Annotated in this window: 28 protein-coding genes; 19 read left to right on the top strand and 9 right to left on the bottom strand. The window is 62.6% G+C overall.

Annotation, left to right across the window (positions count from 1 at the left end):
* The first annotated feature begins 69 nt into the window (after nt 1-69).
* The 6 genes from HAQ05_RS13850 (at nt 70) to HAQ05_RS13825 (ending at nt 6,093) form a co-directional block, all read left to right on the top strand.
* Entirely contained in the window at nt 70-1,212 is a 1,143-nt protein-coding gene (locus HAQ05_RS13850) for an NAD(P)/FAD-dependent oxidoreductase (protein ID WP_190421525.1), read from the top strand.
* Nucleotides 1,202-1,555, top strand: coding sequence for a (2Fe-2S)-binding protein (locus HAQ05_RS13845; protein ID WP_190421523.1), 354 nt, complete (start codon nt 1,202-1,204; stop codon nt 1,553-1,555). Before HAQ05_RS13850 ends, HAQ05_RS13845 begins: the two co-directional genes overlap by 11 nt.
* Nucleotides 1,552-2,928, top strand: a complete 1,377-nt coding sequence (locus HAQ05_RS13840; protein ID WP_190421521.1) for an FAD/NAD(P)-dependent oxidoreductase — start codon at nt 1,552-1,554, stop codon at nt 2,926-2,928. The genes HAQ05_RS13845 and HAQ05_RS13840 overlap by 4 nt, the downstream gene beginning before the upstream one ends.
* Before the next feature lie 342 nt (nt 2,929-3,270).
* Nucleotides 3,271-4,341 carry an ABC transporter substrate-binding protein gene (locus HAQ05_RS13835; protein WP_190421519.1) on the top strand — a complete coding sequence of 357 codons (1,071 nt, stop codon included), beginning with the start codon at nt 3,271-3,273 and terminating at the stop codon, nt 4,339-4,341.
* A complete protein-coding gene (locus HAQ05_RS13830) occupies nt 4,328-5,326 on the top strand; it encodes an ABC transporter permease (RefSeq protein WP_190421517.1) in 999 nt (332 codons plus the stop codon). The genes HAQ05_RS13835 and HAQ05_RS13830 overlap by 14 nt, the downstream gene beginning before the upstream one ends.
* Nucleotides 5,320-6,093, top strand: coding sequence for an ABC transporter ATP-binding protein (locus tag HAQ05_RS13825; protein ID WP_190421515.1), 774 nt, complete (start codon nt 5,320-5,322; stop codon nt 6,091-6,093). The genes HAQ05_RS13830 and HAQ05_RS13825 overlap by 7 nt, the downstream gene beginning before the upstream one ends.
* 99 nt (nt 6,094-6,192) lie before the next feature.
* Here the strand turns inward: HAQ05_RS13825 and HAQ05_RS29495 are convergent, their stop codons facing one another.
* Entirely contained in the window at nt 6,193-7,215 is a 1,023-nt protein-coding gene (locus HAQ05_RS29495; RefSeq protein ID WP_190421513.1) for a nuclease-related domain-containing protein, read from the bottom strand.
* Nucleotides 7,216-7,418: 203 nt separating this feature from the next.
* Here HAQ05_RS29495 and HAQ05_RS13815 point away from each other — a divergent pair, with 203 nt between their 5' ends.
* The 3 genes from HAQ05_RS13815 (at nt 7,419) to HAQ05_RS13805 (ending at nt 11,372) form a co-directional block, all read left to right on the top strand.
* Nucleotides 7,419-8,507 (top strand): transglycosylase SLT domain-containing protein, encoded by a 1,089-nt coding sequence (locus HAQ05_RS13815; RefSeq protein ID WP_190421511.1) that lies wholly within the window; start codon nt 7,419-7,421, stop codon nt 8,505-8,507.
* Nucleotides 8,508-9,478: 971 nt separating this feature from the next.
* Nucleotides 9,479-10,399: a sigma 54-interacting transcriptional regulator gene (locus tag HAQ05_RS13810; RefSeq protein ID WP_420825775.1), complete on the top strand. Its 921-nt coding sequence runs from the start codon at nt 9,479-9,481 to the stop codon at nt 10,397-10,399.
* A 64-nt stretch (nt 10,400-10,463) separates the two neighbouring features.
* Entirely contained in the window at nt 10,464-11,372 is a 909-nt protein-coding gene (locus tag HAQ05_RS13805) for a sigma 54-interacting transcriptional regulator (protein ID WP_190421509.1), read from the top strand.
* Between the two features lie 77 nt (nt 11,373-11,449).
* On the opposite strand, the gene HAQ05_RS13800 is transcribed toward HAQ05_RS13805, so the two are convergent.
* A complete protein-coding gene (locus tag HAQ05_RS13800) occupies nt 11,450-13,927 on the bottom strand; it encodes a type III effector HrpK domain-containing protein (RefSeq protein WP_190421507.1) in 2,478 nt (825 codons plus the stop codon).
* 244 nt (nt 13,928-14,171) lie between these two features.
* On the opposite strand from HAQ05_RS13800, the gene HAQ05_RS13795 reads away from it, so the two are divergent.
* The 10 genes from HAQ05_RS13795 (at nt 14,172) to HAQ05_RS13750 (ending at nt 21,147) form a co-directional block, all read left to right on the top strand.
* Nucleotides 14,172-14,516 carry a type III secretion system major pilin HrpA gene (locus tag HAQ05_RS13795; protein ID WP_190421505.1) on the top strand — a complete coding sequence of 115 codons (345 nt, stop codon included), beginning with the start codon at nt 14,172-14,174 and terminating at the stop codon, nt 14,514-14,516.
* A 58-nt stretch (nt 14,517-14,574) separates the two neighbouring features.
* Complete coding sequence (locus HAQ05_RS13790; RefSeq protein ID WP_190421503.1) at nt 14,575-15,522, top strand: type III secretion protein HrpZ; 948 nt, start codon at nt 14,575-14,577, stop codon at nt 15,520-15,522.
* Nucleotides 15,523-15,727: 205 nt separating this feature from the next.
* Nucleotides 15,728-16,093, top strand: coding sequence for a type III secretion system inner rod subunit SctI (gene sctI, locus HAQ05_RS13785; protein WP_190421501.1), 366 nt, complete (start codon nt 15,728-15,730; stop codon nt 16,091-16,093).
* 10 nt (nt 16,094-16,103) lie between these two features.
* Nucleotides 16,104-16,916 (top strand): type III secretion system inner membrane ring lipoprotein SctJ, encoded by an 813-nt coding sequence (gene sctJ / locus HAQ05_RS13780; protein ID WP_190421499.1) that lies wholly within the window; start codon nt 16,104-16,106, stop codon nt 16,914-16,916.
* Nucleotides 16,871-17,470 carry a type III secretion protein gene (locus tag HAQ05_RS13775; protein ID WP_238936528.1) on the top strand — a complete coding sequence of 200 codons (600 nt, stop codon included), beginning with the start codon at nt 16,871-16,873 and terminating at the stop codon, nt 17,468-17,470. The genes sctJ and HAQ05_RS13775 overlap by 46 nt, the downstream gene beginning before the upstream one ends.
* A gap of 15 nt (nt 17,471-17,485) precedes the next feature.
* Nucleotides 17,486-18,058, top strand: a complete 573-nt coding sequence (gene sctL / locus HAQ05_RS13770; protein WP_190421497.1) for a type III secretion system stator protein SctL — start codon at nt 17,486-17,488, stop codon at nt 18,056-18,058.
* A 108-nt stretch (nt 18,059-18,166) separates the two neighbouring features.
* Nucleotides 18,167-18,391, top strand: coding sequence for a type III secretion protein (locus HAQ05_RS13765; RefSeq protein ID WP_190421495.1), 225 nt, complete (start codon nt 18,167-18,169; stop codon nt 18,389-18,391).
* Between the two features lie 81 nt (nt 18,392-18,472).
* Nucleotides 18,473-20,587, top strand: coding sequence for a type III secretion system outer membrane ring subunit SctC (gene sctC, locus HAQ05_RS13760; protein ID WP_190421493.1), 2,115 nt, complete (start codon nt 18,473-18,475; stop codon nt 20,585-20,587).
* Nucleotides 20,584-20,790, top strand: coding sequence for an HrpT family type III secretion system protein (gene hrpT, locus HAQ05_RS13755; protein ID WP_190421491.1), 207 nt, complete (start codon nt 20,584-20,586; stop codon nt 20,788-20,790). The genes sctC and hrpT overlap by 4 nt, the downstream gene beginning before the upstream one ends.
* Nucleotides 20,791-20,796: 6 nt before the next feature.
* Nucleotides 20,797-21,147 carry a type III secretion protein HrpV gene (locus HAQ05_RS13750; RefSeq protein WP_190421489.1) on the top strand — a complete coding sequence of 117 codons (351 nt, stop codon included), beginning with the start codon at nt 20,797-20,799 and terminating at the stop codon, nt 21,145-21,147.
* 304 nt (nt 21,148-21,451) lie between these two features.
* On the opposite strand, the gene sctU is transcribed toward HAQ05_RS13750, so the two are convergent.
* From sctU to HAQ05_RS13715, 7 genes are all read right to left on the bottom strand, one after another.
* Complete coding sequence (gene sctU, locus HAQ05_RS13745; protein ID WP_190421488.1) at nt 21,452-22,528, bottom strand: type III secretion system export apparatus subunit SctU; 1,077 nt, start codon at nt 22,526-22,528, stop codon at nt 21,452-21,454.
* 2 nt (nt 22,529-22,530) lie between these two features.
* On the bottom strand, nt 22,531-23,322 hold the full coding sequence (gene sctT, locus HAQ05_RS13740; protein WP_190421680.1) for a type III secretion system export apparatus subunit SctT: 792 nt from the start codon (nt 23,320-23,322) through the stop codon (nt 22,531-22,533).
* A gap of 6 nt (nt 23,323-23,328) precedes the next feature.
* The gene (sctS, locus tag HAQ05_RS13735; protein WP_190421487.1) at nt 23,329-23,595 is read right to left on the bottom strand and encodes a type III secretion system export apparatus subunit SctS; all 267 of its coding nucleotides are present in this window, start codon (nt 23,593-23,595) and stop codon (nt 23,329-23,331) included.
* 7 nt (nt 23,596-23,602) lie between these two features.
* Complete coding sequence (gene sctR, locus HAQ05_RS13730) at nt 23,603-24,256, bottom strand: type III secretion system export apparatus subunit SctR (RefSeq protein WP_190421486.1); 654 nt, start codon at nt 24,254-24,256, stop codon at nt 23,603-23,605.
* Complete coding sequence (locus HAQ05_RS13725; RefSeq protein WP_190421485.1) at nt 24,253-24,690, bottom strand: FliM/FliN family flagellar motor switch protein; 438 nt, start codon at nt 24,688-24,690, stop codon at nt 24,253-24,255. Before HAQ05_RS13725 ends, sctR begins: the two co-directional genes overlap by 4 nt.
* Nucleotides 24,677-25,396, bottom strand: a complete 720-nt coding sequence (locus HAQ05_RS13720; protein WP_190421484.1) for a type III secretion system protein — start codon at nt 25,394-25,396, stop codon at nt 24,677-24,679. The genes HAQ05_RS13725 and HAQ05_RS13720 overlap by 14 nt, the downstream gene beginning before the upstream one ends.
* Nucleotides 25,393-25,904: type III secretion system HrpP C-terminal domain-containing protein (locus tag HAQ05_RS13715; protein WP_238936527.1), on the bottom strand; the 512-nt coding region annotated here is incomplete at its 5' end. The genes HAQ05_RS13720 and HAQ05_RS13715, both read right to left, overlap by 4 nt.

Genomic DNA, 25,904 nt, shown 5'->3' with positions numbered 1-25,904 from the left:
CACGTTACTGTTGATGCGGGTGTTGGGCCGCAGGGGCGGGTTGGGCCGGGTATTGATCGGAGAGGGTAGATGAGCCAAGACGTACACGGCGCTACACCGGCGGGCGTAATTGTGATCGGCGCCGGGCTGGTTGGCAGCGCGGTCGCTTACGGGCTGGCGCGCGCCGGCGTGGACACCGTGGTGCTGGATCAAGGCGATAATGCGTTTCGCGCCTCGCGCGGTAATTTCGGTTTGGTCTGGGTCCAGGGCAAGGGCTACGATCTGCCGGATTACGCGCGCTGGACTCGCTCCTCGGCCACCCGCTGGCCGGCGCTTGCCGAAGCGCTGCTGGCTGATAGCGGCATCGACGTGCAGTGCAAGCAGCCGGGCGGTTTTCACATGTGCTTCAGCGACGATGAGCTACTGGAGCGGCAGGCGCGCTTGCACAGGCTGCAGAATGCGCTAGGCGATTACCCGTTCCAGATGCTCGATGCCGCTGAATTGAAGACACGCCTGCCGCTGATCGGGCCCGCTGTGGTGGGTGCCAGCTACTCGCCCCAAGACGGCCACGTCAACCCGCTTAAACTGCTGCGCGCCTTGCATGCCTCGGCGCAGGCCCAGGGCGCGCGCCTCCACGGCGGTGTGCAGGTCGATCGCATCGACTGCGCACCCGGTGAGTTTTGCGTAAGTGCCGGCCCGCGCCGCTTCGTCGCGCCGCGCATCGTGCTGGCCGCTGGGCTGGGCAACCCGGGCCTGGCGCGGCAGGTCGGGCTGCAGGCGCCAGTGGCGCCCAATCGCGGCCAGGTGCTGATCAGCGAACGTGTGCGGCCGTTTCTCGCTTACCCCACCATCAACGTGCGCCAGACCGACGAAGGCACCGTGCAATTGGGCGACTCCATGGAGGAGGTGGATTTCGACGACGGCACCACCACACCCGTATTGGCCGCCATCGCCCGGCGCGCGGTGGCCACGTTCCCGTTGCTGCAAGGTGTGGGCCTGGTTCGGGCCTGGGCGGCCTTGCGGGTCATGAGCCCCGACGGCTACCCCATCTATCAACAGTCCAACGCCCACCCCGGGGCCTTCGTGGTTACGTGCCACAGTGGCGTAACCCTGGCGGCCGCCCACGCACTGCGCATCGCGCCGTGGATTCTGGGCGGCGCCCAACCCGACGAACTCGGTGTGTTCACCGGCGAGCGTTTTCTGCCCGACAAGGTGTTTTCCCATGCCCACTGACCCGCTGTTTCAACCGGTCGCCAGTGAAGCCCGATCGCCGCGCACCGTGAGCCTGAGCTTCAACGACCAACCCCTCATGGTACCTGCCGGCAGTACCGTTGCAGCGGCATTGCTGATGTCTGGCATCAATCGTTTTCGCGCCACGCCGGTCAGTGAGGCACCCCGTGCGCCTTACTGCATGATGGGTGTGTGCTTCGATTGCCTGGTCACTGTCGACGGCGTGCCCAACCGCCAGAGCTGCCTGGTCGAAGTGGCGGCCGGCATGCGTATTCTCGCCCAAGAAGGCGCCCGGGATCTGCTGTTACAACCGGCGAACATAGCGCCCGGGGAGGTGCAGCCATGAGCGCTGAAAGCGTGGATGTGGCAGTGGTGGGGGCCGGCCCGGCGGGCATGGCGGGCGCCGTAGCACTGGCCGGCCTTGGCCTGCAGGTGGTGCTGCTGGATGAACAAGGCAGCCCGGGCGGGCAGGTCTATCGGGGCATCACCCTGGCGCCGCTGTCGCGCCGCGACATGCTCGGCGCTGATTACGCACGAGGTAATGAACTGGCTCAGGCCTTGGCGGCATCCGCTGTGCGCTACGAGAAGGGCGCAGCGGTGTGGCAGGTGACCCGGGATCACCAAGTCAGTTACCTGTATGGCGGGCGCTCGCACACGCTGAACGCCAACGCGGTGCTGTTGGCCACCGGGGCCATGGAGCGGCCGTTTCCCATACCCGGATGGACCCTGCCCGGTGTGATGAGCGCGGGTGCCGCACAAATTTTGCTGAAAAGTTCCGGGCTGGCGCCGAGCGAGCCGGTGGTCCTTGCCGGCTGCGGGCCTTTGCTGTACCTGTTGGGCTGGCAATATGTGCGCGCTGGTGTGCCGATCAAGGCGCTGGTCGACACCACCCGCCCTGAAGACTATTGGCACGCCCGCCGGCACCTGTCCGCGGCGCTGCGTGCCTGGCCCTACTTGCGCAAAGGGCTGGAGCTGATGCGCAGCCTGCGCCGCGCCGGCATCGCCCATTACCGTGGCGCCGAACAGTTGGCGGTGGAGGGCACCGAAGCCGCGGCGGCCTTGACCTTCAGCGCGGCCGGCAAACCGGTGCGCCTCGCCACCCGGTGTGTGCTGCTGCATCAGGGCGTGGTGCCGAACATCCAGTTCAGCCAGTCGCTGCGCGCCCGCCACGAATGGGACGCCGGCCAGTTGTGTTTCAGTCCGGTGGTTGATCGCTGGGGCGAGTTGGATGTGCCCGGTATTTTTGTCGCCGGCGATGGCGCCGGCATTGGCGGCGCCCAGGCCGCGGCGCTACAAGGTCGTTTGGCAGCGCTGGGAATCGCCTCGCAGCTCAACGCCCTCAGCACGGCGCAGCGCGACCACCAAGCTGCGCCGCTGCGCGCAACCCTTGCGCGCCACCTGCGAATCCGCCCGTTTCTCGATGCTGTGTATCAACCCAAGGAAGAAAACCGTATCCCGGCCGATGGCGTTATGGTTTGCCGCTGCGAGGAGGTAACCGCTGGGGCGCTTCGCGGCTTCGTCGCGCTAGGCTGTGCCGGGCCGAACCAGGCCAAGGCGTTTGGGCGCTGCGGCATGGGGCCGTGCCAGGGCAGGCTGTGCGGGCTGACCGTGACCGAAGTGATCGCCAAAGCCCGCGGTGTATCCCCGGGCGACGTCGGCTATTACCGCATTCGCCCGCCGATTAAACCGATCACACTGGGCGAGCTGGCTGCTGAATAAACAGACCAATGCCAGGGCGATGTGTTGGTCATCGGCGGCGGCACGTTTAGCCGGCGCGTTGCCAAGCGTATGGCTTCGTGAAAGCCGCTGCGGCTGTGGCACCGTGTACGCTCCAACCCGGTGCAACACGCCTGCGCCCGCGAGGCATTCATGGGCTGGTGCGGTGTCGCTGTTTTCAAGGCCGCATCATCGCCCGCAGATATATTTCGCCCAGTGCCTAACTTAGAGCCAAAACGAATTTAGGCATCGGGCCAACGCCTGCTAGTGTGGCGCGCATTCGCCTACCCACAACCCCTCGGCCACCGTACCTACGGACCCGAACACCCGTTCCGGAGACGTTCGATGGCCAGCCCCCGTTCTACCCCTTTTTCGCGGCGCGCTGTACTTGGCTTGGGTGCCGCAACCCTGGCCAGCCCTATATTGCTTTCGCTGCCCCGGCGCGGCTGGGCCGCTGATGCGCTGGCGAGCCCGAGCAGCGTCGAACCGCAAGGCACGGGCGCGTTCATCAAACTCGACGCGCCACGCAAATTGAAACTGGCCATCAACCTCAATGCGGTGTGCTTGGCACCCGTGGTGGTTGCCCATGGCGAAGGCTTCTTTAACCAGCACAATTTGGACGTGGAATTCGTCAACTTCGGTAACTCCACCGAAGTGCTGCTGGAGGCCATCGCTACCGGCAAGGCCGACGCGGGTATCGGTATGGCGCTGCGCTGGCTCAAGGCGTTGGAACAAGGCTTCGATGTGAAACTCACCGCTGGCACCCATGGCGGCTGCATGCGCCTGCTCAGCGCCGTGAACGGGCAGGTAAACACGCTGGAAGACCTCAAGGGCAAGGCCATCGGCGTCACCGACATGGCCGCGCCAGACCGCAACTTCTTTTCTATCCTGCTCAAGCGCCACGGCGTGGACCCAGTCCAGGACGTGCAGTGGAAGCTGTACCCGGCCGACCTGCTGGGCACCGCGCTGGACAAAGGCGAGGTGCAGGCAGTCAGCGGCAGTGACCCATTTATGTATCGGCTGATCCACGGCGGCCAAGCCCGGGAGCTGTCCACCAACTTGTCGGAGGAATACGCCAACTTGTCCTGCTGCGTGGTCGGCGTGACCGGCAATTTGGTGCGCGACGACCCCCATGTGGCCGCAGCGCTGACCCAGGCCATTCTCGAGGCCCATGATTATGCCGTTAAGCACCCGGAGGCCGTGGCCAAGGGCTTCCAGAAATTCTCACTGAACACCTCCGCGCAAGAGGTGCAGTCGATCCTCCATGACCACACCCATGGCCACCACGCAGTGGGGGCGGCGCTGTCGACCGAGATCGTCACCTACGTCAACGATTTGAAAACCGTGGAGGTGTTCGACGCCAGCACTGACGCGGCGGCGTTCGCCAAGGAGATTACTGCCGATGTCTTCAGTTAAATGGGCCCACAGCGCGGCTGCCGCGCGCCCACGCTTGGCCGCCGTGGGATGGCGGCCTGCGCTGGCGGTGCTGGCATGGCTGGGCGCGGCGCTGCTGACCCGCTTCTATCCCGACGCAACGCGCCATTGGCCCTGGACCGTGGGCCTTGCGAATATCGAACTGGGTATGGCGTTGGCCATAGGCGTGCTGGCGGTACTGGCGCCACGCTCGGTGCGGGTGGCCAAGGGCCTGCGGCATTTGGCGGCGTGGCTGATCGTGCTGGCGCTGCTGCTGGCCGCCTGGGAGTTGCTCACGGCCAAGCTGGGCCGCCTGCCGATGCCGTTCTTTGCGCCGCCGCAAGCGCTGATCGCTGTGTATTTCAACGATTGGGCGCGCTTGCTCGACAGCCTTTGGCATTCGGCCCTGCTATTGGGCAGCGGGGTGTTGCTCGGTGCGGTGTGCGGTTTCATCGCCGGGGTATCGATCGGCTGGTCTAGCGCTATTGGCTACTGGCTGCACCCGGTATTGCGCATTCTCGGCCCCGTGCCGTCTACTGCGCTGTTGCCGCTGTGTTTTTTTCTGTTCCCCAGCAGTTGGAGCGCCAGCGTATTCTTGATCGCGTTGGCAACCTGGTTCCCGGTTACGGTACTGAGCTGGTCGGGCGTGGCCAGTGTCGACAAGGCCTACTATGACGTGGCCCGCACCTTGGGCGCCAAGCCTGGCTTCTTGATATTCCGGGTGGCGATACCAGCGGCCATGCCCCACGTGTTCGTTGGCCTGTTCATGGGCCTGGGGGCGTCTTTCTCCACCTTGGTGGTGGCGGAAATGATGGGCGTCAAGGCCGGCATCGGCTGGTACCTGCAATGGGCCCAAGGCTGGGCCGCCTACGCCAATATGTATGCCGCGCTGCTGCTGATGGCGCTGGCCTGTTCGGGGCTGATCTCGGCGTTGTTCAAGGTGCGGGACCGGCTGTTGGCCTGGCAAAAAGGAGCGGTGAAATGGTAGCCCTGGAGAAACCCCGCAGCGCGGGCCTGGCGCTGCATATCGAGGGCCTCAGCCACGCCTTTGACATAGAAGGCACGCCGTTGCCGGTACTGGAGAACATCAGCTTGAACGTGGCCCCCGGCGAGTTCGTGGCCCTGCTTGGGCCTTCGGGCTGTGGCAAGTCCACACTGCTGCGCCTGGTGGCCGGGCTGGAGCCCGCCGACCAGGGTACGCTGCAGGGCGATGGCCAGCCCATTATTGGGCCGGACCCTAGCCGGGTGGTGGTGTTCCAAGACCCGACGCTCTACCCCTGGCGGCGGGTATGGGACAACGTTGCATTGGGGCTGCAGGCCCAGGGTGTGCTCAAGGGCCAGCGGCAACGGGTCGATGCGGCGCTGGCCAAGGTGCATTTAGGCGATTTCGCGCGCGCCTGGCCACGGCAACTCTCCGGCGGCATGGCCCAGCGGGTGGCGCTGGCGCGGGCGTTGGTCAACGAGCCACGGTTGCTGATCCTCGACGAGCCATTGGGCAAGCTCGACTCCCTCACGCGCATTGCCATGCAGAAAGAGCTGATCGACTTGTGGCAGCGCCAGGGCTATACCGCCTTGATGGTGACCCACGACGTGGAGGAGGCCTTGTTGATGGCCAATCGCATCATCGTGTTCAGCGACCGGCCGGCAAGGGTCAAGTCGCAAATCCTAGTGGAGCGGGGCTATCCCCGGCGGCGCGATGACCCCTACCTGGTGGAACTGCGCACGTCGATCCTGCAGTCGCTGGGGTTAGGCTAGTTGGGGTGTTTCGCAAGTGCGCACGAGGATTGACGCGTGAATGTTGCGGTCGGGCAAGGCGGGCCGGCAGCAAAAGGCACCGTAGGGCGGGGGAGCTGCCTACCAGTCCCTCACCCTCAGCCCCTGCATACATTCGTTCACATCGTCATCGATCAAATTCCCCGCCTTGATACAGGCTTGCAAACTGCGCCGGCTGCCCCGTTGCGCCACCGCCTCGGTATGGGCCTGCCGCGCGAGCGTGCGCCGCGCACCGTCAGCCAGCGGCCCTTGGGTGCCGGCTAATACCTCCAGCGTCGCCCGGTTCACCGGCCCAGCTTTAACGGCGACAGGCTGGGTAGTTTCCACCAGCTGGGTGGCCAGCGGTTTGGGCCCATAAGCCCAGGCGCAGGCCGCCGCCGCACCGATTACCACCACAGCGCAGGCCACGCTGCCTCTAGCCATTGCACCGCGCCCCATGCGCCGTGCGCCGTTCGACGGCGGGGCAAAGCGGGCCTTGAGCCCTAGCACATGGGCGCGCTGCGTGGCCAGGGTAGGTGCCAGCCGGGCGCTGCTTAAGGCCAGCACCAGTGCGTTCACCTCAGCCTCGCTGAACACCACCTGGCGAAACTGCCGGATGTAACGCACAAAGCCGCCACCTTGAGTGACGTGAGCGGGCATGGGCGTTTTGAAGGTGCTGGGGCCAACGAATGCCACCACTGAATGCACTTGATCGCGCGGCAGCCCCAAGGCGGCTTGCAGCGCCTCGGTGTGTTTGTAGTTCTGCCGCAGCGGGTTTTGGAACCTCCGGCTGTGCCGGTAAAGCTTTTGTGTCCATTCAGCCTGGCGTTCGCCGCCGAAAATCCAGCCCCGCAGGTTTTTGGTTTCCACCACGAATACGCCAAAACGCGAGACGAACACATGGTCGACCTGGGTCGTGCCGCCGGGTGTGGGCAGGGTTACGTTGTGCAGCCGTCGATACACGGCGGGCTTCAACGCAATGCGCGCCAGCAGCTTGACCCAGGCTTCGCCCAGCCACCCTTTGGCCATAGGGGTACCCAGCAGCGCGCTGGCCATGGTGAGTACCAATAGCCCCACCCAGGTCCAGGCGGGGAAGAGGGAAGGGAACAGGTGCCAAACGTCCATGGCTGGCCTCATGACGGCGGAGGGTGATGTGCATAGATAGCAGATTGCCAATACACAGGCAACGATTAGGGATCCATTCGCGGCCATGGCCGTTGCGACCAACGAACGGTATACAGCCACGGGGGGCACTGCCGTGTGCACCGTTGGGGAACCACCGATCACCTGGCGCCACACAGGGTCGTTCACTCCAGGTGTGCGCCGCTATGTTCCCTTGCCATCCGCTGTCTTACCGCATCCACTCGCTTCGCCTGGCGCAGTTGTGGGTTCTCGTTACATTTTTGCTGTGTGCTGGCTGCCAGGCCAATGCCCCCGCCGAACTGCCCAGCGCTCGCTCCCCGCGCTTGGTCATTTTAGAGACGCCGCCACCGCGCACGGCGCTGTCGCCGCCCCGCAACCCCGTTGTGGCCCCTGGGCCCAGCGGCGAAGGCATTTGGGCGCGGGTGAGCCGCGGTTCCACATTATCGAAACAGGTCGGCCATAACCGGCGGGTTGATGAACAGGCCAGTTGGCTTATCGACAACCGGCGCTTCCTGGCGCACGCCAGCAGCATGGCGGGCCCTTACCTGCATTTTATTGTGCAAAGCCTGGAGCAGCGTAACCTGCCACCTGAGCTTGCCCTGCTGCCCATGATCGAAAGCGCCTACGACCCTGAGGCGGTGTCGCCGCGCGCGGCGGTTGGCTTGTGGCAGTTCATGCCCGCCACGGCCAGCCATTGTGGACTACGGCAAACGCCGGGGTACGACGGGCGGCGTGACGTACTCGCCTCGACGCTGGCGGCGATGGATTACCTGGCGCGGCTACACGCGATGTTCCAGGGGGATTGGTTACTCGCCCTGGCAGCCTACAACGCGGGCGAAGGCACGGTGGCACGGGCGATGGATGCGAACCGCCGCAGGGGGCTGCCCACGGATTACTGGCACCTGAACCTGCCCCGCGAAACCGATGACTATGTGCCGCGGTTGCTGGCGCTATCCATGCTGATCGGCGCGCCCGAGGCGCACGGGATCGATTTGCAGCAGGTGGCCAACGAGCCCTATTTTGCCAAGGTTGCGCTGCCCCACCCGGTAGATCTACGGCAGTTGGCACAGGCTTCCGGCATCGCCGAAAAGGAGCTTCGGCGCCTGAACCCCGCCTATTTGCACAATACCACCGCAGAAGGCCCCGGCCACTTGTTGGTCCCAATAGCGCAGCAGCGGCCGCTTATGGCCAGCCTGAAGGCTTCCGATGATCTGCCGGCTGCCTCGGCGCTAGCGCCGGCCCAAACCGCTGTCGCGGCGGCCGGGCTCGAATAACCAATCGCCCAGGTCACGCACGGCTGCGCCGCGCCAGGGTGACGGCCCGCCGCCGCCGCGCCAGTGTGGCGAGCCCCAGCGATGCTAAGCCGCTGGCATGGCATAAAAAAACACCTTCGACTTTCCTTACGAAAACCTAAAATTATACAAATTGTATCTTGGACACTACATAAAGAGTGGTTTTGCAAACGTTTGCGCGGCTTTAGACACACTTGTCGTCTAAGATGTTTGCTTCGATACATTATTTTGGCTGCCGCAGGTATATCGAAGGCCGCGCTCGGGAGGGCTGCGCTGCTGAATCGTTATGGCACCGCTATTGTTGAAAGGCGACAGCGCTGCGCCGTTTTACCGGCGGCGCCAAATGCTCGCCCGGCTACGGGGCGCCGTTTTCCCCCCAAAAAACAAGGGGATGCAAACCTCTCATTTAAAAGTTAATGGCACCTGTGCAGAACTTTTTATACGGGCCAAAACAGGCTCGTTTTTGAAGGGGTTTTTAAATAAATTGTTAAGGAAAAGGCGTGTTTGGTTGCCGCGTAATGTTTAAACAGCGGAGTGGTAACGTAACGTAATTTAAAAGAATTAAGCAAATTATAAAGTGTGTAAGGGGCGACGCTGGCGCAGCTTAGTTATTGGCTATTTGGTGTGGTCTAGATAACGTTAAGTTGTAAAGAAGCGCCAGTTTTTAGGTTATTACCAAGCGCGGGCTCATGTGATTATCGGCTTAAGGAAGGTTTTTTAACATACTGTTTTTTCTACATATTATTTATTTATAAGATTTCTATTTGGTTTTTAGAGTACAACGCCTAGAGCGCGAAAATTGAAATGATCGTTTGAATCCACTGCTTGAATTTAGGTGGCGGCAAATTGATATCGCCTAATTATTATTCATTAATTTTCGAGCTGATCCAATTGTTGACGGCTTCGTTGGCACGGCGATACACTGCGAGCGGCCTTCAAGGTGAGGGATGTCAATGAACTATAAAATCGCTTTGCCTGATAATGTTGCCTGCACGCAAGACGGTTCGCCCGACATACACCCCAGCGTATTGAACTCCAGCCACTTGGAGATGGACTTTTTGGTGCACGGGGACACCGGTACTGGAAAAGACACCCTCGCCAAGCAAATCCATGATTTGTCGGGCCGTAAAGGGGCGTTTGTCGGCATCAACTGCGCTGCCATTCCTGAAGCACTTGCCGAGAGCCAATTATTTGGCGCTACGTGCGGTGCTTATACTGGTGCCCAGCGCACGCGCCACGGCTATATCGAGGCGTCTGATGGCGGCACGCTGTATCTTGATGAAATCGACAGCATGCCGTTGCCGTTGCAAGCTAAATGTTTACGTGTGCTTGAGGTGCGCGGGGTCGAGCGCCTGGGGTCTACTGCCTTCGTGCCGGTAGACCTACGGGTAATAGCGTCGACCCAGCGGCCCCTGGGTGCACTGGTGGAACAAGGGCAATTCCGCCGTGACCTGCTGTTTCGTCTGAACATGTTGACGATCAGGTTGCCGGCGCTGCGCACTCAACGTGAGCGAATCCTGCCGTTGTTCGACCAGTTCACCCAAGCCTTGGCGGCAGAGTTGAATCGCCCCGTACCGCCACTGGACAACCGCCTTATCCAACTGCTCCTCAGCCATGCCTGGCCGGGTAATATCCGTGAGCTGAAGTCGGCCGCCAAGCGTTTCGTGCTGGGCTTCCCGCTGTTGGGCGATGGCCAACAGGAGGTGCCCTGGGAGCCCGGCCGGCCAGGCCTGAAGTCGCAACTGCGTGTTATCGAGCGGTTGTTGATCCAGGACGCCCTCAAGCGCCATAAACACAGCCTGGACTCGGTGATCGAGGAGCTTGATATACCCAAACGCACCCTTTACCACCGGATGAAGGCATTGGGCGTTTAATCGAATCCGCCAATCACGAAAAGGAATTGTTCGGCGTTCCGATCGTTCCGTATCGAGGTCAAGCATGGGCGAGTACGATTTGTTGGATGATCAATTAGCGCTCGGCCAGTACCTGGCGAACCTGGATGTGATCGCCCGGAGCCTTCCGGAGCTGGGTATCGACCTGTTGCTGGCGGGGGAAACCGGTTCTGGCAAAGACACCTTGGCCCAACGCATCCACGTGCTGTCTGGGCGCCCGGGGCCTTTCGTGGCGATGAACTGCGCGGCAATCCCTGAGTCGCTGTGCGAAAGCGAACTGTTCGGCGTGGTCAGTGGCGCTTATACCGGCGCTGAACGCTCTCGTATGGGCTACATCGAGGCGGCGCAAGGCGGTACGTTGTACCTGGACGAACTCGACAGCATGCCGTTGGCGCTGCAGCCGAAGTTGTTACGGGTGTTGGAGTCGCGGGTGCTGGAGCGTCTGGGCTCAACGGTGCCGGTACAACTGGATATTTGCGTGATCGCCTCTGCCCAGCGGCCGTTGGACGAACTGGTCGAGCAGGGTGCCTTCAGGCGGGACCTCTACTTCCGGCTTAATGTGCTGACCTTGAAGTTATCGCCGTTGCGGCTTCAACGTGAGCGCATTCTGCCGCTGTTTCACCGCTTCGTTGAGCACACGGCCACCGAGTTGGAACTGCAGGCCGAGCCCATTGATCCGGTGATGTGCCAGGTACTGCTTAATCACGACTGGCCTGGGAACATCCGGGAGCTCAAGTCAGCCGCCAAGCGCTTCGTACTCAGGCTGCCACTGCTGGGCGACGACGATACCGAGCACGGCGCGAGCACGGCGCTCAAATCCCAATTGCGGCTGATCGAGCGGGCGCTGATCCAGGAGTCGCTCAAGCGAAATAAACACTGTATCGATGCGGTCAGCCGTGAGCTGGATATTCCCCGGCGCACGCTCTACCACCGAATGAAAGAGTTGGACGTATGAACCGAACCGGCCAGCTTGGCCCGCCCGGTGGATCAGGCGGGTGGGCCAAGGCAGGTAGGTAGCGGCGATGACGGGCCTCAATGCGCCTTGGGAATGCCGAACTGCTCCAGGGTAGGGTCTACGTTGTGGTCGAACTTCTCTTGCTTTTTGTGTTTGTTCACCGCATCGATAATCGCCTTGATGCCAAAACCGATGGCCATCGCCGCATCGATCGCCCAACCGACCGGGCCGGCAGCCGCGCCCACGGCTTCGGCCGCCGCCAGGCCAGCGGCCTCTCCGGCCACCATGCCGGCCACCCTGCCGGCAACAGAGCCGGCGATGCGGCCGAGCCCCGCCGAGGCATCCTTGGCCACGGCGTTATAGCCCAGCTTGGCGAGTTCTGCGCTGCCCTTGGCACCGTCGTAAATGGTCTTGGCGGCGCCCGCTTTATCGCCGTTCTTCAACTGGTCAGAAAGAGACAACAAACCGGCGACGCCGAAAGCACCGCCCCCGGCAGCCGTTAGCTTGCCGCCCGTGCCCAAACCGGCCGCCGAGGTTTGTTTTTCCACATTGTCACGCAGCTGTGAATACATCTGTTTGCCGGTCATTTTCTGAATGTCGGCATCCTTGGCAAGGGTGCCTGCGTCCTTAAGGTCTTTAAGCACCGAAACGCCCTTGGTAGTGGTGGTCAACGCCTTCATGGTCGCTTCGGCGTAACCGTCTTCAGCGGCAGCCGTAACGCTTTGCCCCAGGGCTGAGTCGTAAGCCTGTTTCTTCGCATCGACCTGGCCCAGTACGTCTTTGGCGTCGGACTTCTGGTCTTGCTTGAGCGCGCTCTCAACCGCCTTGCCCTGAACGAAGCTCTCTTGGTACGAACGGTCGATTTTTTGTTTCAGGTCTGGGCGGTTGTCCAGCACCTGGGCGCTGGTGGGTACGTTGTCCTTCCCCTTCAGGTCGCCTTGCAGCTGAAGCTCTGCATCCAGGCTGCCGAGGGCTTGGCTGTAGTCCACCGGTTTCTGGTCTTCGGGTTTCTTGCCTTCGTTGTCTTTGGCGGCTTGATCCTCGGCAGCTTTCATATCACCTTGCAGTGCCTTGCCACTGAGGAGATCGGCGTGGCGCTGGTCCACGGCCTGGGTCAATGCAGGGTCACCGCCAATGATGTTTTGCTCTTGTTGCGGCACGGCCTTGTTCAGGTACGCCTTCACGTCCGGATCGGCTTGCAGTTGGGCGATTTTTTGTTGCAGGGCTTCGGAGGTCTTCTCCACCTTGCGCAGCTTGCGACCGCCGTCGACTTGCTCCTGGGTTTCTTGCAGCTTGATCATCACAGCGGCCTTCTGCGCCCCGCTGTATTTTGTGGGGTTGTTGAACACGTCTTCGTTGAGCTTGCTGATGTCTACGTCTGCTACGGCATTGCGCGTGGCGGCGTCGCTCATCGTCGAGGCGAACTCGCCGCCATTGGTCGGCGCTTGTTTCTTGATCCAGTCGTCGATGTTTTTAGTGCTGATCTTCTTGTCGGCATTGTGCAACGCTAGGCTTTCGCCTTCGAACCCGCCTTGGTCGAGCATGTGCAGCAAGCCCGGCTGAGAGAACGTCTTGGCGGTTTGCGCCAGCGCCGGCGACAGCCCTGGGTTGCCGGTTTGCAGCCCTTTCAAGGCGTCGCCGGTCACATATTTGTCGACCTTGCCATCCTGGTTCAACGCGCCGGCCTTGGCCAAGGGCTCGTTGGCCCGCAACATCGCCGCGGAGCGCACCATCGCCAAGGATTGTGGGTCGGCGTTGGGGTTGTCCTTCTGGTACTGCTCGATGTCTTTCGAGGCAGCGCCGGCCGCCTTCTCCATGTTCTTGGCAAAGGCGGCGTAATCGTTCTTGGAAATGTTGCCATCTGGCTTGCCGCCATGCTTGCCGGTGTCCAGCGCGGTTTTCAGCGCCGGGTTCGCGTCGATAAAGGCTTTGGCTTGGTCGGCACCCGGCCCGCCTTCGGCGGCCATTTTCGCCGCGGCGATGGGCCGGTTGAGTTCCTTGGCCGCCTGCTCTCGCTGTTCGGGCGGCAAATTGGCCACCAGCGCATCGTATTTTTTTAGCTCCTCGGGCGAGGAGTATTTGGAGTTGTCGAGGAATTCAGCGTCGGCGGCTTTGGGCGCGGTTTGCTGATCGTTCACGGCCGCGCCGCTTTTTGTTTTGTCGGTTTCATCCACCGGCGTGGCCGTGGGTGCGTCGGCAGCCACCTTGCCGGTGGCCGGCTGCGTGGCGCTACCGGCGCTTCGGGGCTGCGCGCTGCCCGCTTGGCCGGACGGTTGCCTGGCCTGGGCGGTGGGCTGTTCGCGGTTCAGCGCCGTGAGCAGTTGCTTGAGTAGCGACACCACATTGTCGCCCGATACGCCGGCCTGCGCCGCCTGCGGCAAAGTGTTCTTGAGCGGGCCGGCGGCGCAGCCGAACTGGATGCCGCCGGCCGACGCCGGCTTTGGCCCCTCGGCCATGGCTTTGTGCAGCACATTCGGCGCTGCTTCGCCGAGGCTGCCGTTGGCGTTGGCATTGGCGATATCGCCCATGCCGGGGGTGGTGTTGGATACGCGCATAGCAGCCTACCTGTCTATCGAGCCCTAAGTGAGCTGCTGAGTGGCGGGCCAGCCAGGATGGTTCCCACGGCGCAGCCGCGCCAGAGCTAGGCCGCCAGCGTTGGCAAACAGTTTGGCTGCTCAGGGTCGCAACCCTGCCCTAAATTTCTTCGCACTGGATGGAACCGATACGCAGGGCCGCGCCACCTATCGGCACCATGCGATCACGCTGGTATTCATTCCAAACCACAGGGGTACACCTACCATGGTCACTGCTGTTAACAATCCCACCACTGGTTTTACTGGCCTTGTCGACGCCGCCACCTCCACCGTTGGCCAAGCAGTGCAAGGCGGCAATCAGGCCAAGGCCGACGTGAACGACCAACAAGCGATCACCGAAGGCACTGGCGACAGCAAGGCAGTGGACGCGCAGCGCTCCGAAAGCTCCAAGTCGGATGCCAACCAAGCAGCGCTGATCGGCTTGCAAGGCGAAGAAACCCGCCGCAAGCAGACCCAGGACGTGCTCAACGCGATCCAGTCCGGCAAAGAAGATTCGGCGAACAAGAAAATCAGCGCCACCGCCCAGAACGCCAAAGGCATCAGTTTTTGATCGGTTCTCTTCGCCCCGGCTGTATCGCGGGGCGCTACCACCTGGTTGAGGAGGCAACATGAGCAACATGATTTCGAATGCGGGCAGCATTCAAACAACCAATGCGTTGGCGCTGGATTCGAGCCAGGGCACGGAGCAACCCCAAAACCTGAAGGATGTGATCGCGCAACTGACCAAAGAACTGACCAAAGATGGCGGGCTCGACCAAAGCTCGCCTTTGGGCAAAATGGTAGCTGACCACATGCCATTCAAAGGCCTGTTGGGTGATGGCCCGGAGCAAGTGCAAAAAGGTGTCGAAAACCTGATCAAGGACAAACTGGGCGATAATTTCGGGGCCGCCCAATCGGCCGGGGTCGGTGACAGCGGTAGCGGCAATGGCAGTGGCGGGGGCCAGCAGGATTTGATGTCTCAGACGCTCAACGGCTTGGCCAAATCCTCGTTGGACGACCTGCTCACCCAGCAAGGCGACGGTAGCACATTCTCCGACAGCGGCAAGGGCATGCTGAGCAAGGTTGCCGACTTCATGGATGCCAACCCGAGCCAGTTCCCCAAGCCGGATTCCGGCTCTTGGAAGAACGAGCTCGACCAAGGCAATAACGAAAAAGACAACTACCTAAACGGCGATGAAACCAAATCGGTGCGCGCCGCGCTCGACATGCTCGGTAGCCAACTCGACGCCAAGTCGGCCGGCAATAGCGAGGGCGTGCCGCAAAATAGCACCAGCGGCTTGGGCAGTGATGATGGGAGTTCGCAGGGGGTGGGCGAATCCTCCGACTCGTCGCAGGGCGGTAACTCCGTAGAGGACCTGAAGCAACTGCTGGAAAGCCTGCTGAACAAACTTGAGGGCAACAACGGCCAACAAAGCGACGGCATCCCGGAACAATTGCGCGATTTAACCTCCCGCAATAACCAGCAAACCCTGGACAGCAGCGCGTCGCAAACCGCTGACGCGTTGGTACAGGCCCTAGTGCAAGGCGGCGGCGCGCAAAAAAGTGCGCTGAGCTAGTGTGGTATTTCAGAAGTTGGCTGCACCATTTTGACGGCGCCTTAGGCTGCCGGGCTGCGTTGCCGCGCCTCGCCATAGCCCTGCTATGAGGTGTCATGGCGCCTTGCCCGGCAACAAATTCAGGCATCAATTCTCGTGCGAACGCCTGAAACACCACGGTAGGTTGCCCTTTCCTGCTTTCGACACCATGCGGTGGAGGCTTCGTATGACCATTACTTCAGTAGGCAAAAGCAAAGAGCCCAAGGCTGATCTCGACCAGGGCTTGGTCCACGAACCTTCACAGGCGGACGTCGACCTCTTTTCGACGGCGCTGCGCGCGGCAGAGGTGGTAGCGCCGGCGGCGCCTATCCCGGCAGCGCTGGCCGGCGCCTTGGCCGACCGCGTGCAGGCCACCGATAAGCTCTCGCAACAGGCCATGCGCAATATGAAGGCCGCGGTGGCGACCGAAGACCCCACTGACATTACCCAGATGAGCCGAGCCCTGTCGACCTATTCGCTGCAGACCGCCGTGACCACCAAGGTGGTCAACAAAACCGCCCAGACGCTCGATAAGCTCACTAACCTGCAATAGGTACCCGACCGTGAAATGGCCTACCGCAACGCTTTTGGCGCTACTGCTGTGCATGGCGCTGGCCGGGTGCAGCCAACAGACCGATCTGTTCAGCGGGCTTTCCGAGCAGGACGCGAACGATGTGATCGCCTCGTTGGCCGAACAGCACATCGAGGCGCATAAGCGTACTGAAAAAACCGGCGTGGTGATTGCTGTAGACAGCACCGAGATCAACCGCGCCGTGCGCATACTGGACGCGGCGGGATTGCCACGGCGGGCGCGCAGCAGCCTGGGCGACATCTTCAAGAAGGAGGGGGTGATTTCCACCCCGTTGGAAGAGCGCGCCCGGTATATCTACGCCTTGTCTCAAGAATTGGAGGCAACGCTGTCACAAATCGACGGGGTGGTCGTTGCCCGTGTTCACGTGGTGTTGCCCGAACGCGTCGCCCCCGGCGAACCGGTGCAGCCGGCGTCGGCGGCGGTGTTCATCAAACATACCGCCGCGCTCGACCCAGACAGCGTGCGTGGCCGTATCCAGCAAATGGTCGCCAGCAGCATCCCGGGTATGTCGGCAGGCGCCACGCCAGACTCACGCAAATTCTCGTTGGTGTTCGTGCCTGCGGCGGAGTTTCGTGACACCCAGCAGTTGGCGGGTTTCGGTCCATTCCTGGTCGATAGCAGCCAGGTAGCGTTCTGGGGCCGCATGGCCTGGGCCGTGCCGGTGGGGATGGTGGTGCTGTTGGTGCTCGCCATGCTGGCGGTTCGTGCCGATTGGCGCTCAGCCTTGCTGCAGCGCCTATGGCCACGCCGTGGCGGTGGCGCTACCTTGCCGAGCCGGGTCTGATGGCCGCCGGCTCCGGTGAACAGTGGGCACGCTGGTGGTGCGAGGCGTGGAAAGGGGCACACCCCAGTTGGCAGTTACGCTTTGCCGAACAGATCGGGCTGCCGTTGCCGGCCTGCGAGCGATTGGCGCGCTGCCGCCCCGAGGCATTCTTAAGCTTTGCCGGGGTGCTGCCACAACAGCCACCCGAACCGAATGCCAACGCGTTGCATTGGTTGGCCCTGGAGGCTTCGCAACGCCAATTGGCGCTGGCCTTGGTAGGCCGTATCTGCGCCCCTGGGCACGCCGAGCATGGCCCCACTGATGAGCATGGCCCCTGGTGCCGCAGCGTGGCCAAGGCGTTACGCCCGGGCCTATGGCTGGGGGAGGGCGGCGCCGATGCGCGGGTTTTGCTCGGTGCTTGGTTGGGCCCGCACTGCTGGGCGCGGTTACGGCTGTGCTGGCCGGCGCAGCCAGGGGGCGGCGGTGTCGAGGCCGCCATGGCCTTCAGCGCCCAGGTGCATTCCAGGCTTCAAACGCTATGGCCCGCCGTGCTGTGGCGGGTGGCGGCTGGCTAACCCTGAGGCTTTTATATGCTAACCAAGCGCACACTTTCGCTGGGCACGCCGGTGATCGCCGAGCCCATTCTGCGGCACGAAGACATCGCCAATTCGCAGCGGGCGCAAGAAGTGCTCGCCCATGCGCGGGATCAAGCCGAGCGGATTCGTGCTGAGGCGACGCTCGAGGCTCGCCAGCAGATTGACCAGGCGGTGGGCCAATTCTGGGCCGGCGCCAACGCCTTCCTGCAGGGCTTCGATGAGGAGCGGGCAGCCTTCCGCGGTGAGGCGCTGGCCTCGGTCGAGCAACTGCTTAACGTGGCCTTGTCGCGCCTTCTGGACGACACCGACCTGGCCGAGCGAACCCGGGCGCTGTTGCGCGATTTGGCGGCGAGCCAGCCGGTGGACTCGGCGGCCACGCTCAGTTGCCACCCTGACCTGGCGCCTACGGTCGGTGAGTGGTTGTCGCACAGCCGCTTTGCGACGTTGTGGCGCCTGGAAGGCAACAGCGCGATGCCAACCAATGCCCTGAAGCTCAGCCATGCTACCGGCGCCTTCGACGTCGACTGGAACAGGCTGCGCGAGGGGCTTTTGGCGCCATACGCCTAAGGCGCAGAGCGCCGCAACCCGCCTTGCGGGCCCATGTAGCGAGGCACATGGAACCGCAGCGGCGGTCGGCTCCACTCAGGGCCGAACCCCTCAATAAGGAGCAGCGCCATGCTCAGTATGAAATCCCTGCAAAACCGCCTCGACCATGCCTACAAGAATGCCCAGTCCGACATGGACGACGCCGAAATGGTTGCCAGTGAAAGCGGCGATGTCGAAGACATGCGCGCCTTCAACGATGCATCCAGCAAAACCCAGGTCGCCAACACCATCCTCAATGAATCGCTGCGCGCCAAGCACGGCATTACCAAAGCGATCATCGACGGCATCCAGTGAACCACCCGCGAGCCTTCAAACCTGGCCTGGGTAACCCCAGGCCATACCTACCCTTCAATACCTGGCTTCTGGGAGCATGAAATGCGAAAGGCTGTGAAGTGGCTGCCGTGGTTAGTGTTGTTGATCGGCCATCCGGGTTGGGCGGCGGTGCCGGACAGTTGGAAGCATACCGCCTATGCTTACGATGCCCGGCAAACCAGCCTGAACACCGCGCTTGGCGATTTTGCCAAGGAGTTCGGCATCGGCCTGGATATGCCGCCGATGGACGCCGTGGTCGATGGCCGTATTCGTGCCGAAAGCCCGCAGGCATTTCTCGACCGCCTCGGCCAGGAGAACCATTTCCAGTGGTTCGTCTACAACGAAACGTTGTACGTCAGCCCCACCCCCACACAAACCACCGCGCGCATCGAGGTGTCGCCCGATGCCGTCGATGACCTTCAGCAGGCATTGACCGACGTGGGGCTTCTGGACCCACGTTTCGGCTGGGGCGTGTTGCCCGATGAAGGCTTGGTGCTGGTGCGTGGACCGGCCAAATACGTGGAGTTCGTACGGGACTACAGCCGCAAGGTCGAGCCACCGGAAAAGGCCGAAAAGCAGGATATCCTAGTACTGCCACTTAAATATGCCAACGCCGCGGACCGCACCATCCACTACCGCGACCAGCAATTGAACGTGGCGGGCGTGGCCAGCATCCTCCAGGAACTGCTCGAAAGCCGCTCGCGCGGTGAGTCGATCAACGGCGTGAACCTGGCGCAACGCCTGGGTAATAGCGGTGCAGCCAGCGGTGTGGCCGCCAGCAATACCCTGGGGTTCGGTTATGGCGGGAGCAATTCCGACATGGACATGGGCGCGCTGGAACAAGGGCTGGACCAAGTGCTGGGCAGCTCATCGGGCCGCAAGGGCCGTGACGAGAACCGCACCGGCCGGCCGAGGATCCGCGTCAGCGCCGATGTGCGTAACAATGCCGTGCTGATCTACGACCTGCCCAAGCGCAGGGCGATGTACGAGCGGGTGGTCAAACAGCTCGATGTACCGCGCAACGTGATCGAGATCGACGCGGTTATTCTCGACATCGACCGCAACGAATTGGCGCAGTTATCCAGCCGTTGGAATTTCAACGCCGGCAGTGTCAGTGGCGGGGCCAACCTGCTGGACTCCGGGGCCGCATCGACCCTGTTCATTCAGGACGCCGGCAAATTTTCCGCTGACCTTCGCGCCCTCGAGGGCAATGGCGCGGCCTCGATCATTGGCAACCCGTCAATCTTGACGTTGGAGAACCAGCCCGCGGTGATTGACTTCAGCCGCACCGAATACCTCACGGCGATGGGCGAGCGAGTTGCCAACATCGAGCCGATCACCGCTGGCACCAGTTTGCAGGTGATTCCGCGCGCCCTGGAGCGGGGGGACAAATCCCAGGTGCAACTGATCGTAGACATTGAAGACGGGCAAATCGATGTATCCCAGATCAACGACGAGCAACCTGCGGTGCGCAAAGGCAATGTGAGCACCCAGGCGGTGATCGCCGAGCATGGTTCATTGGTGATCGGCGGCTTCCATGGCCTGGAAGCCAATGACAAGATCAACAAGGTGCCGCTGCTGGGTGACATTCCAGTGCTGGGTAAATTGCTCTTTCAGTCGCGTAGCCGCGAATTGAGCCAACGTGAGCGGTTATTCATTCTGACCCCACGCTTGATCGGCGACCAGGTGAACCCGGCGCGCTACGTTGAAAACGGCAACCCGAATGACGTGGATGACCAAATGAACAGGATCAACAACCGCCGCGACGGGTTCGTTCAGCCTACCCGCGGCGATATCGAACGCCTGTTTAGCCAGTTGCTCGATGGTGTGTCGCCAGAGGGCTTCACGCTGTCGGCCGGCATGCCGTTCGAGCCCGACAGCCTGTGCGACCCGGCCAACGGCCTGGTGCTGGACCGCCAGCGCTCGCAGTGGTTCGCCCAAAAAGACAAAGGCTGGGGCGTGGCGGTGGTGGTGGCCAAGAACCAGACCAGCAAACCCTTGCGCATCGATGAAAGCCGCTGCGGTGGGCGCTGGGTCATGGGCGTAGGTGCTTGGCCCCACGCCTGGCTGCAACCGGGCGCGGAAAGCGAAATTTTCATTGCTTTGCGCCAGCCTCAGCAGTCATTGAAGAATGCGGCTCAAAGCCGTCCCTCGCTGCTTCGGAGAGCCACGCCATGAGGCACTGTCGCTGTGTAATCGTTCTTATCGCGCTGGCCACCTTGGCCGGTTGCGCCAGCCGGGAAGGCTGCACCGGCTATGCTTGCAAGCGCCCCGATTCCACCGACCGCCAATTGGTTGTCTGGTGGCCCGCAGATATGCGCCAGGGCCTGAATGACCGCGACCCGGAGGTAGATTTTACCGTGGTCCCGTTGAAGGATTGACTACGGATGATCCGGGTGGCCGAGAAAGAGGCCTTTTACACCCACCTGATGGCAGAACGCGCGGCCACCTGGCCTGTGGCCGCCGGGGTGTTCTTCGCCAGTGCCCGTGAGCACCAGCATTGGGGAATGGCCTTGCAGGTCGAAGGTGCGGTGCTCACGCCCGCGCAACTGCGCCAGGCCTTGGCCCGTCGCTTTGGCGACCCAGAGCGCTACAGCGAGTATTTCCTGTTTCTCGATTCACGGCGCAACTTCGTGATCTGGCACGCCCTACCCGAGCCGCTGGCGGCGGGCATGGCGTTGGATGCCATTCGCAACGCGCAGTTGACCTTGGCCGGGTTGGAGCACCTGCTGCGCTGAGCGGCCTTACTGTCGTTGGCCTAGCGAGGTGTTTCGGACGTTCGCACGAGCATTGACGCGTGCCTGTCGCTGTCTGGCAAGGCGCCGTGGCGCGTCATGGCAGGGCTATGGCGAGGAGCGGCAATGCTGCCCGGCAGCAAAATCCATCGTCGAAATGCATCGGCGAAAGGGTGCAGCCAACTTCTGAGACACCGCACTGTTGGCGCCGGCTCACCATTTGCCAGTGAGCTGCCCTGGCAATCGGAAGAGGGCCAGCGTCGGGCAGGGTAGATGAACGGCTCAAGCTGCTCACCTCATTCCCGGCTTACTCTTCTTCCACTTGGATAACCTCGTCGGTGACTTCATCGAGTTGTTTGACGACCTGGTAGATATGGGCAACAGCCAGCAGGGTAGGGCGCGGGATATAACGCCCGGCTGCGACCTTGTACAGGGTGCGGGCCAGCCAAATGCTTTGCACCACCGGCACCTTCGCCTGCTTGGCCCGCTCGATCAACGCCAGTGCTTCATCGTCCTCGCCTTTGCAGTGGATGCGCGGCAGCGGTGTGTCACCGGGCCGGTAGTACAGCGCGACCGCATAGTGGGTCGGGTTGACCACCAGCATGTCGGCCTCTTCCACCGGCTTGGGAGGCGCCGTGGGTGCCTGGTTCAGCAACTGGTGGGCCAATTGCTTGCGGTGGCCTTTCACATGGGGGTCGCCTTCAGACTGCTTGAACTCGTTCTTGATGTCTTCATGGCTCATGCGCAGCTTTTTGGCGTGGAAGTATTTTTGCATCGCGATGTCCAGCCCGGCCATCACCAGCAGTAACCCCAAGGTGCTGCGCAGGATGTGGCGAAACAACTGCAGCAGCGCATGCCAGTAGGTGGCCAGGTCGGAGTTGGCCAACAAGATCAATGCATTGAGCTCGGGCTTGACCACGGTATACAGCGTGGCGGCAATAGCGCCGGCCTTGAGAATGCTCAACAGCAGGTTGCTGAGGTTCTGGCCCGAGAACATCTGTTTGGCATGGGAGAAGGGGTCGATCTTCTTGATGTCGAATTTCAGCGCCTTGGGGGCGAACAGAAAGCCAATCTGTACCCAACTGCCCACCAAACGCATAAGCACCGCCACCCCCACGCTGCACAGAATGAAGCCGCCCAGCACGGTGGCGCCTTCTGCGGCCAGCTGGCCTACCGCGCTCAAAAATGGCCGGCCGGTGGCCGCCAGCGCCAGGCCCAGCAGGTGTTGCAAGCGCCCCATGCTGTCGTCGGCCAGGCCCAGTGTGACCTCGCTGACCACCATCAGCACCAGCAGCTTGCTCAGGTCCTGGCTTTGCGCAACCTGGCCTTTCTCCCGCGCGTCGCGCAGTTGCTTGGGCGTCGCCTTCTCTGTTTTTTCAGCCATCGCTAAGGCACCCGTATCAAGTGGCCGAGCAGCGCCGGTAAATCCTTGAGCTGCCCGATTTGCCCATTGCCCAGCTCCAACAAGGTGGGCAAGTAAATGAGCAAGAAGGCAAGGCCTGCCATGCTCTTGGCCGGCATCGCCAGGATCGACACGTTCAACTGCTGGGCATAAAGGCCGATGATGGCCAGCGCCGCCTCGATCAGCAGGAGCAGGCCGATGAACGGGGCGGCATAGAGCATCATGTGCTGCAACGTCTGGTTGAGCTGTTCAAGGAACAGGTCGAGGCCGTCGGCGGTCATCACCGGCACCCAGGCGGTGGGCGGCCAGATCAGGTAGCTGTCCCAGATCACTTGGGTAATCAGCGACAACCCCCCCGACAAGATCACCAGCATGATCAGGGTTTCCTGGAACAGCTCGCCCAACGGTGTCGCATCTGGCCCCAACGCGGGGTTCAACTGCCCGCCACTGAGCGCACCGCGCTGGCTGTCGAGCAAAGCACCTACCGAGGCGAACATCCAAAAGGGCGCATAAAGCAACACACCGAGCAGCACCCCCAGCACCGCCTCCTTGAGCAGCAGCCCGGCCACGGCGATGAGGTTTTCCTGCCTGCTCAATGCCTGGCTGATCGACGGCGCCGGAACCAACGCCACCACGATCACCACGGCATACCGCAACGGCCCCTTCAGGTACTTGAAGCAAAAGGCCGGCACTAGGATCATGCACGGCAGCAGGCGGGCCATCGCCAAGCCTATCCCGAGCATCAGCTCGAAGGCATGCTGGGCGTCGAACGGCAAGGGCACCTAATGCGCCCCGCCGGAACGGGCAATCAAATCGAAGGCCATGTTGATGAACTGGATCAGCTCCACGCCAATCCAGCGCCCGGTCATCGCCAAGGTCAGCCCTACCGCCGCCAACTTGATGCCGAACGGTAGCGTTTGGTCCTGGATCTGCATCAGCGCTTGCACCAATGACGTGGCCACGCCCACCAGCACGGCCACGCCCAGTGGCGGCGCGGTGAGCACCACCACCAGGATCATGCCTTGCTTGAACAGCGCCAACGCTTCCATGGCGGCCTCACATATAGGAATAGAACAGGCTGTCGAGCAAGCGTGCCCAGCCGTTGACCAGCACGAACAGCAGCAACTTGAGCGGCAGCGAGATCGTCATGGGCGACACCATTTGCATCCCCAACGCCAGTAGCAGGTTGGAAACGATAAGGTCGATGACGATGAAGGGGATGTAGATCAAAAAGCCAATCTGGAACCCGGCCTGCAGCTCTGACAGCACGAAGGCCGGAATAGCCAGCAACAGGTCGCTCTTGCTGGCCTGGTCGGCCAAGTCCTTGGGCCACATTCGCTGGGTGTTTTCCAGCAGATGGTTGGCAACCTCAGGGTCCGTGTTGCGGGTCATGAAGCGCTGCAGCGGGTCGATCACACCGCTTGCACTGGCCTGTAGTTTCTCGGTGGAGGAGATGTCCAGCGGGTGGGCTTTCACCCGTTGTTGGATTTCATGGGCCACCGGCGCCATCACGAACATCGTGGCGGCCAGGGCGATACCGTACATGGCCATGTTTGGCGGTACCTGCTGAACGCCGATGGCATTGCGGGTGATCAGCAGGGTCATGGCGATCTTGAGAAACGCCGTGCACACGATCAGCAGAAACGGAATCAACGACAGCCCGCCGAGGAACAGCGCGAGCAGAACGGGGTTCATCCCATCCATGATCATGGCAGTGGCGCCGTCCGCGTGATCTGCAAGCCCAGCCGGCCATCGACGTCCACCAACTCGCCTTCGGCCACTACCCGCTCGCCGTGGCACAGGGTCGCGCAACCGGGTGTGACGCCATGGACTTCCAGCACCGTGCCGGCGCTCAACCGGCGCAGTTCGCCGAGATTCAGGGTCAGGTGCCCGCAACGTAGGGTGAGGTCCAGTGGCAGGTGCGCGACGGCGTCCAGCACGTGCGCCGGTTGCGCCTCGAACGGGTCCTGCATGGCCTCTTCGGGCGCTTCGAGGTATTCGGCGCTTTCGCTATGCTCGACATCTTCGGCGTCGCCCTCGGGCCCGCCCGGTTCATGGTCGGCGCCCAGCGCCTGTGGTGCGGCAGCCGGTTCGGCTGCTGGCGCCTGCAGGTCGGCTTCTGCCGCAGGGTCAAGGGTGCTCATGGTGGTCGTTTTCCTCATGGCTCAACGTCAGCAAAAGCCGATGTTCATGGTGGTGGGCGCGCGCGGCCCAGCGCTGGTCAGCCAATTCCACTTGGCCGTGGCCTTCGGTATCGAACAGGCACTGGGGCGGTAGCAGCACGTCGCCAGGGCGTAACGAGGCCAGTTGCTCGGCGGTCAAGGTGGCCCGGCCGAGCACCATGGGGAAAGGCACTGCGAACGTATTGGCCAGCGCGTTATGCTGCCGCTGCCAGCCAGGCGCACTCAGCCAGCGCAGCAGGGTGCCGGGTGTGGCGCCCATATACGCATGCACCTGCTCTTCGCCCCGTTGCACCCGCAGCCGGCACTCGATCAGCGGGCCTTCGGGTGCCGCGCTGGCCAGCGGTTCGATGGGTGCCAAGCTGTGCGCCACCGCTGTACTCAGGTACTGGCTGATAAACGGCCAATACCAACTTTGCGGTTCGCCCTCGACCACCACCGGCTGTTCACCCAGAAGGCTTAGCACCGCGCCGGCATCGCTCAGCCGCAGCGCGCCCACGGCGCTGTTCAACCACAGGCCGGTGGCGGCGCCATGGCCCGCCGGCAGGGCCTCTAAGCTGAGGGTGCCCGCCATGCCCTGGGCGCTGAACGCCAAGCGGGCACCCGCGCCCAGCGCTCGCGTAGCGCTCGCCACCGCGGCGGGGACTTGGCGCAGTGCCAGCGCGGTCATCGTTCAGCCTCGTCCAGCATCGACAATGTCACCGGCTGGCCCAATGCGGCGGCCAATGCGGCCTCACAGTTACGCTGCCGCGGCCGCAAGCGCCTGAGCACATCCCGCCGGGTAAAGCCCAACTCGATGCCCCAATGGCCTTGGCGAGGGCTGGCCCGCACCTGCACTTTGCCCAGGGTCGGCATCAGCAGCGTGACGTCGAGGGTGGCCAGCGGGTCTTTGGCCAGGCGCTGTGCCAGTTCGTCGATCAGTTCGGTGGGCATGTCGTCGTGCTGAACGGGCAGCGCGATCGCGCCGCCGCCCCCCAGGCCTTGATGCTCAGGCCCTTCGCCGACCGGCTGAATCAACTGTGAGAACAACTGGCCATCGGCGCCCAGGCTGGCCTCGGGCTCACGGCCGGGCCCCAGGCTGCGCAGGCGCTCGCTTTCGGCCCGGCGAGGCGCCGCCGGCAACGCTACCGGGCCGCTTTTGCCAGGGGCTGGCGTGGACACGGCGGCGACGGTGGGGC

This window comes from Pseudomonas typographi (genome assembly GCF_014694385.1).
Taxonomy (GTDB): domain Bacteria; phylum Pseudomonadota; class Gammaproteobacteria; order Pseudomonadales; family Pseudomonadaceae; genus Aquipseudomonas; species Aquipseudomonas typographi.
This window is presented reverse-complemented; position numbering and strand designations above follow the sequence as displayed.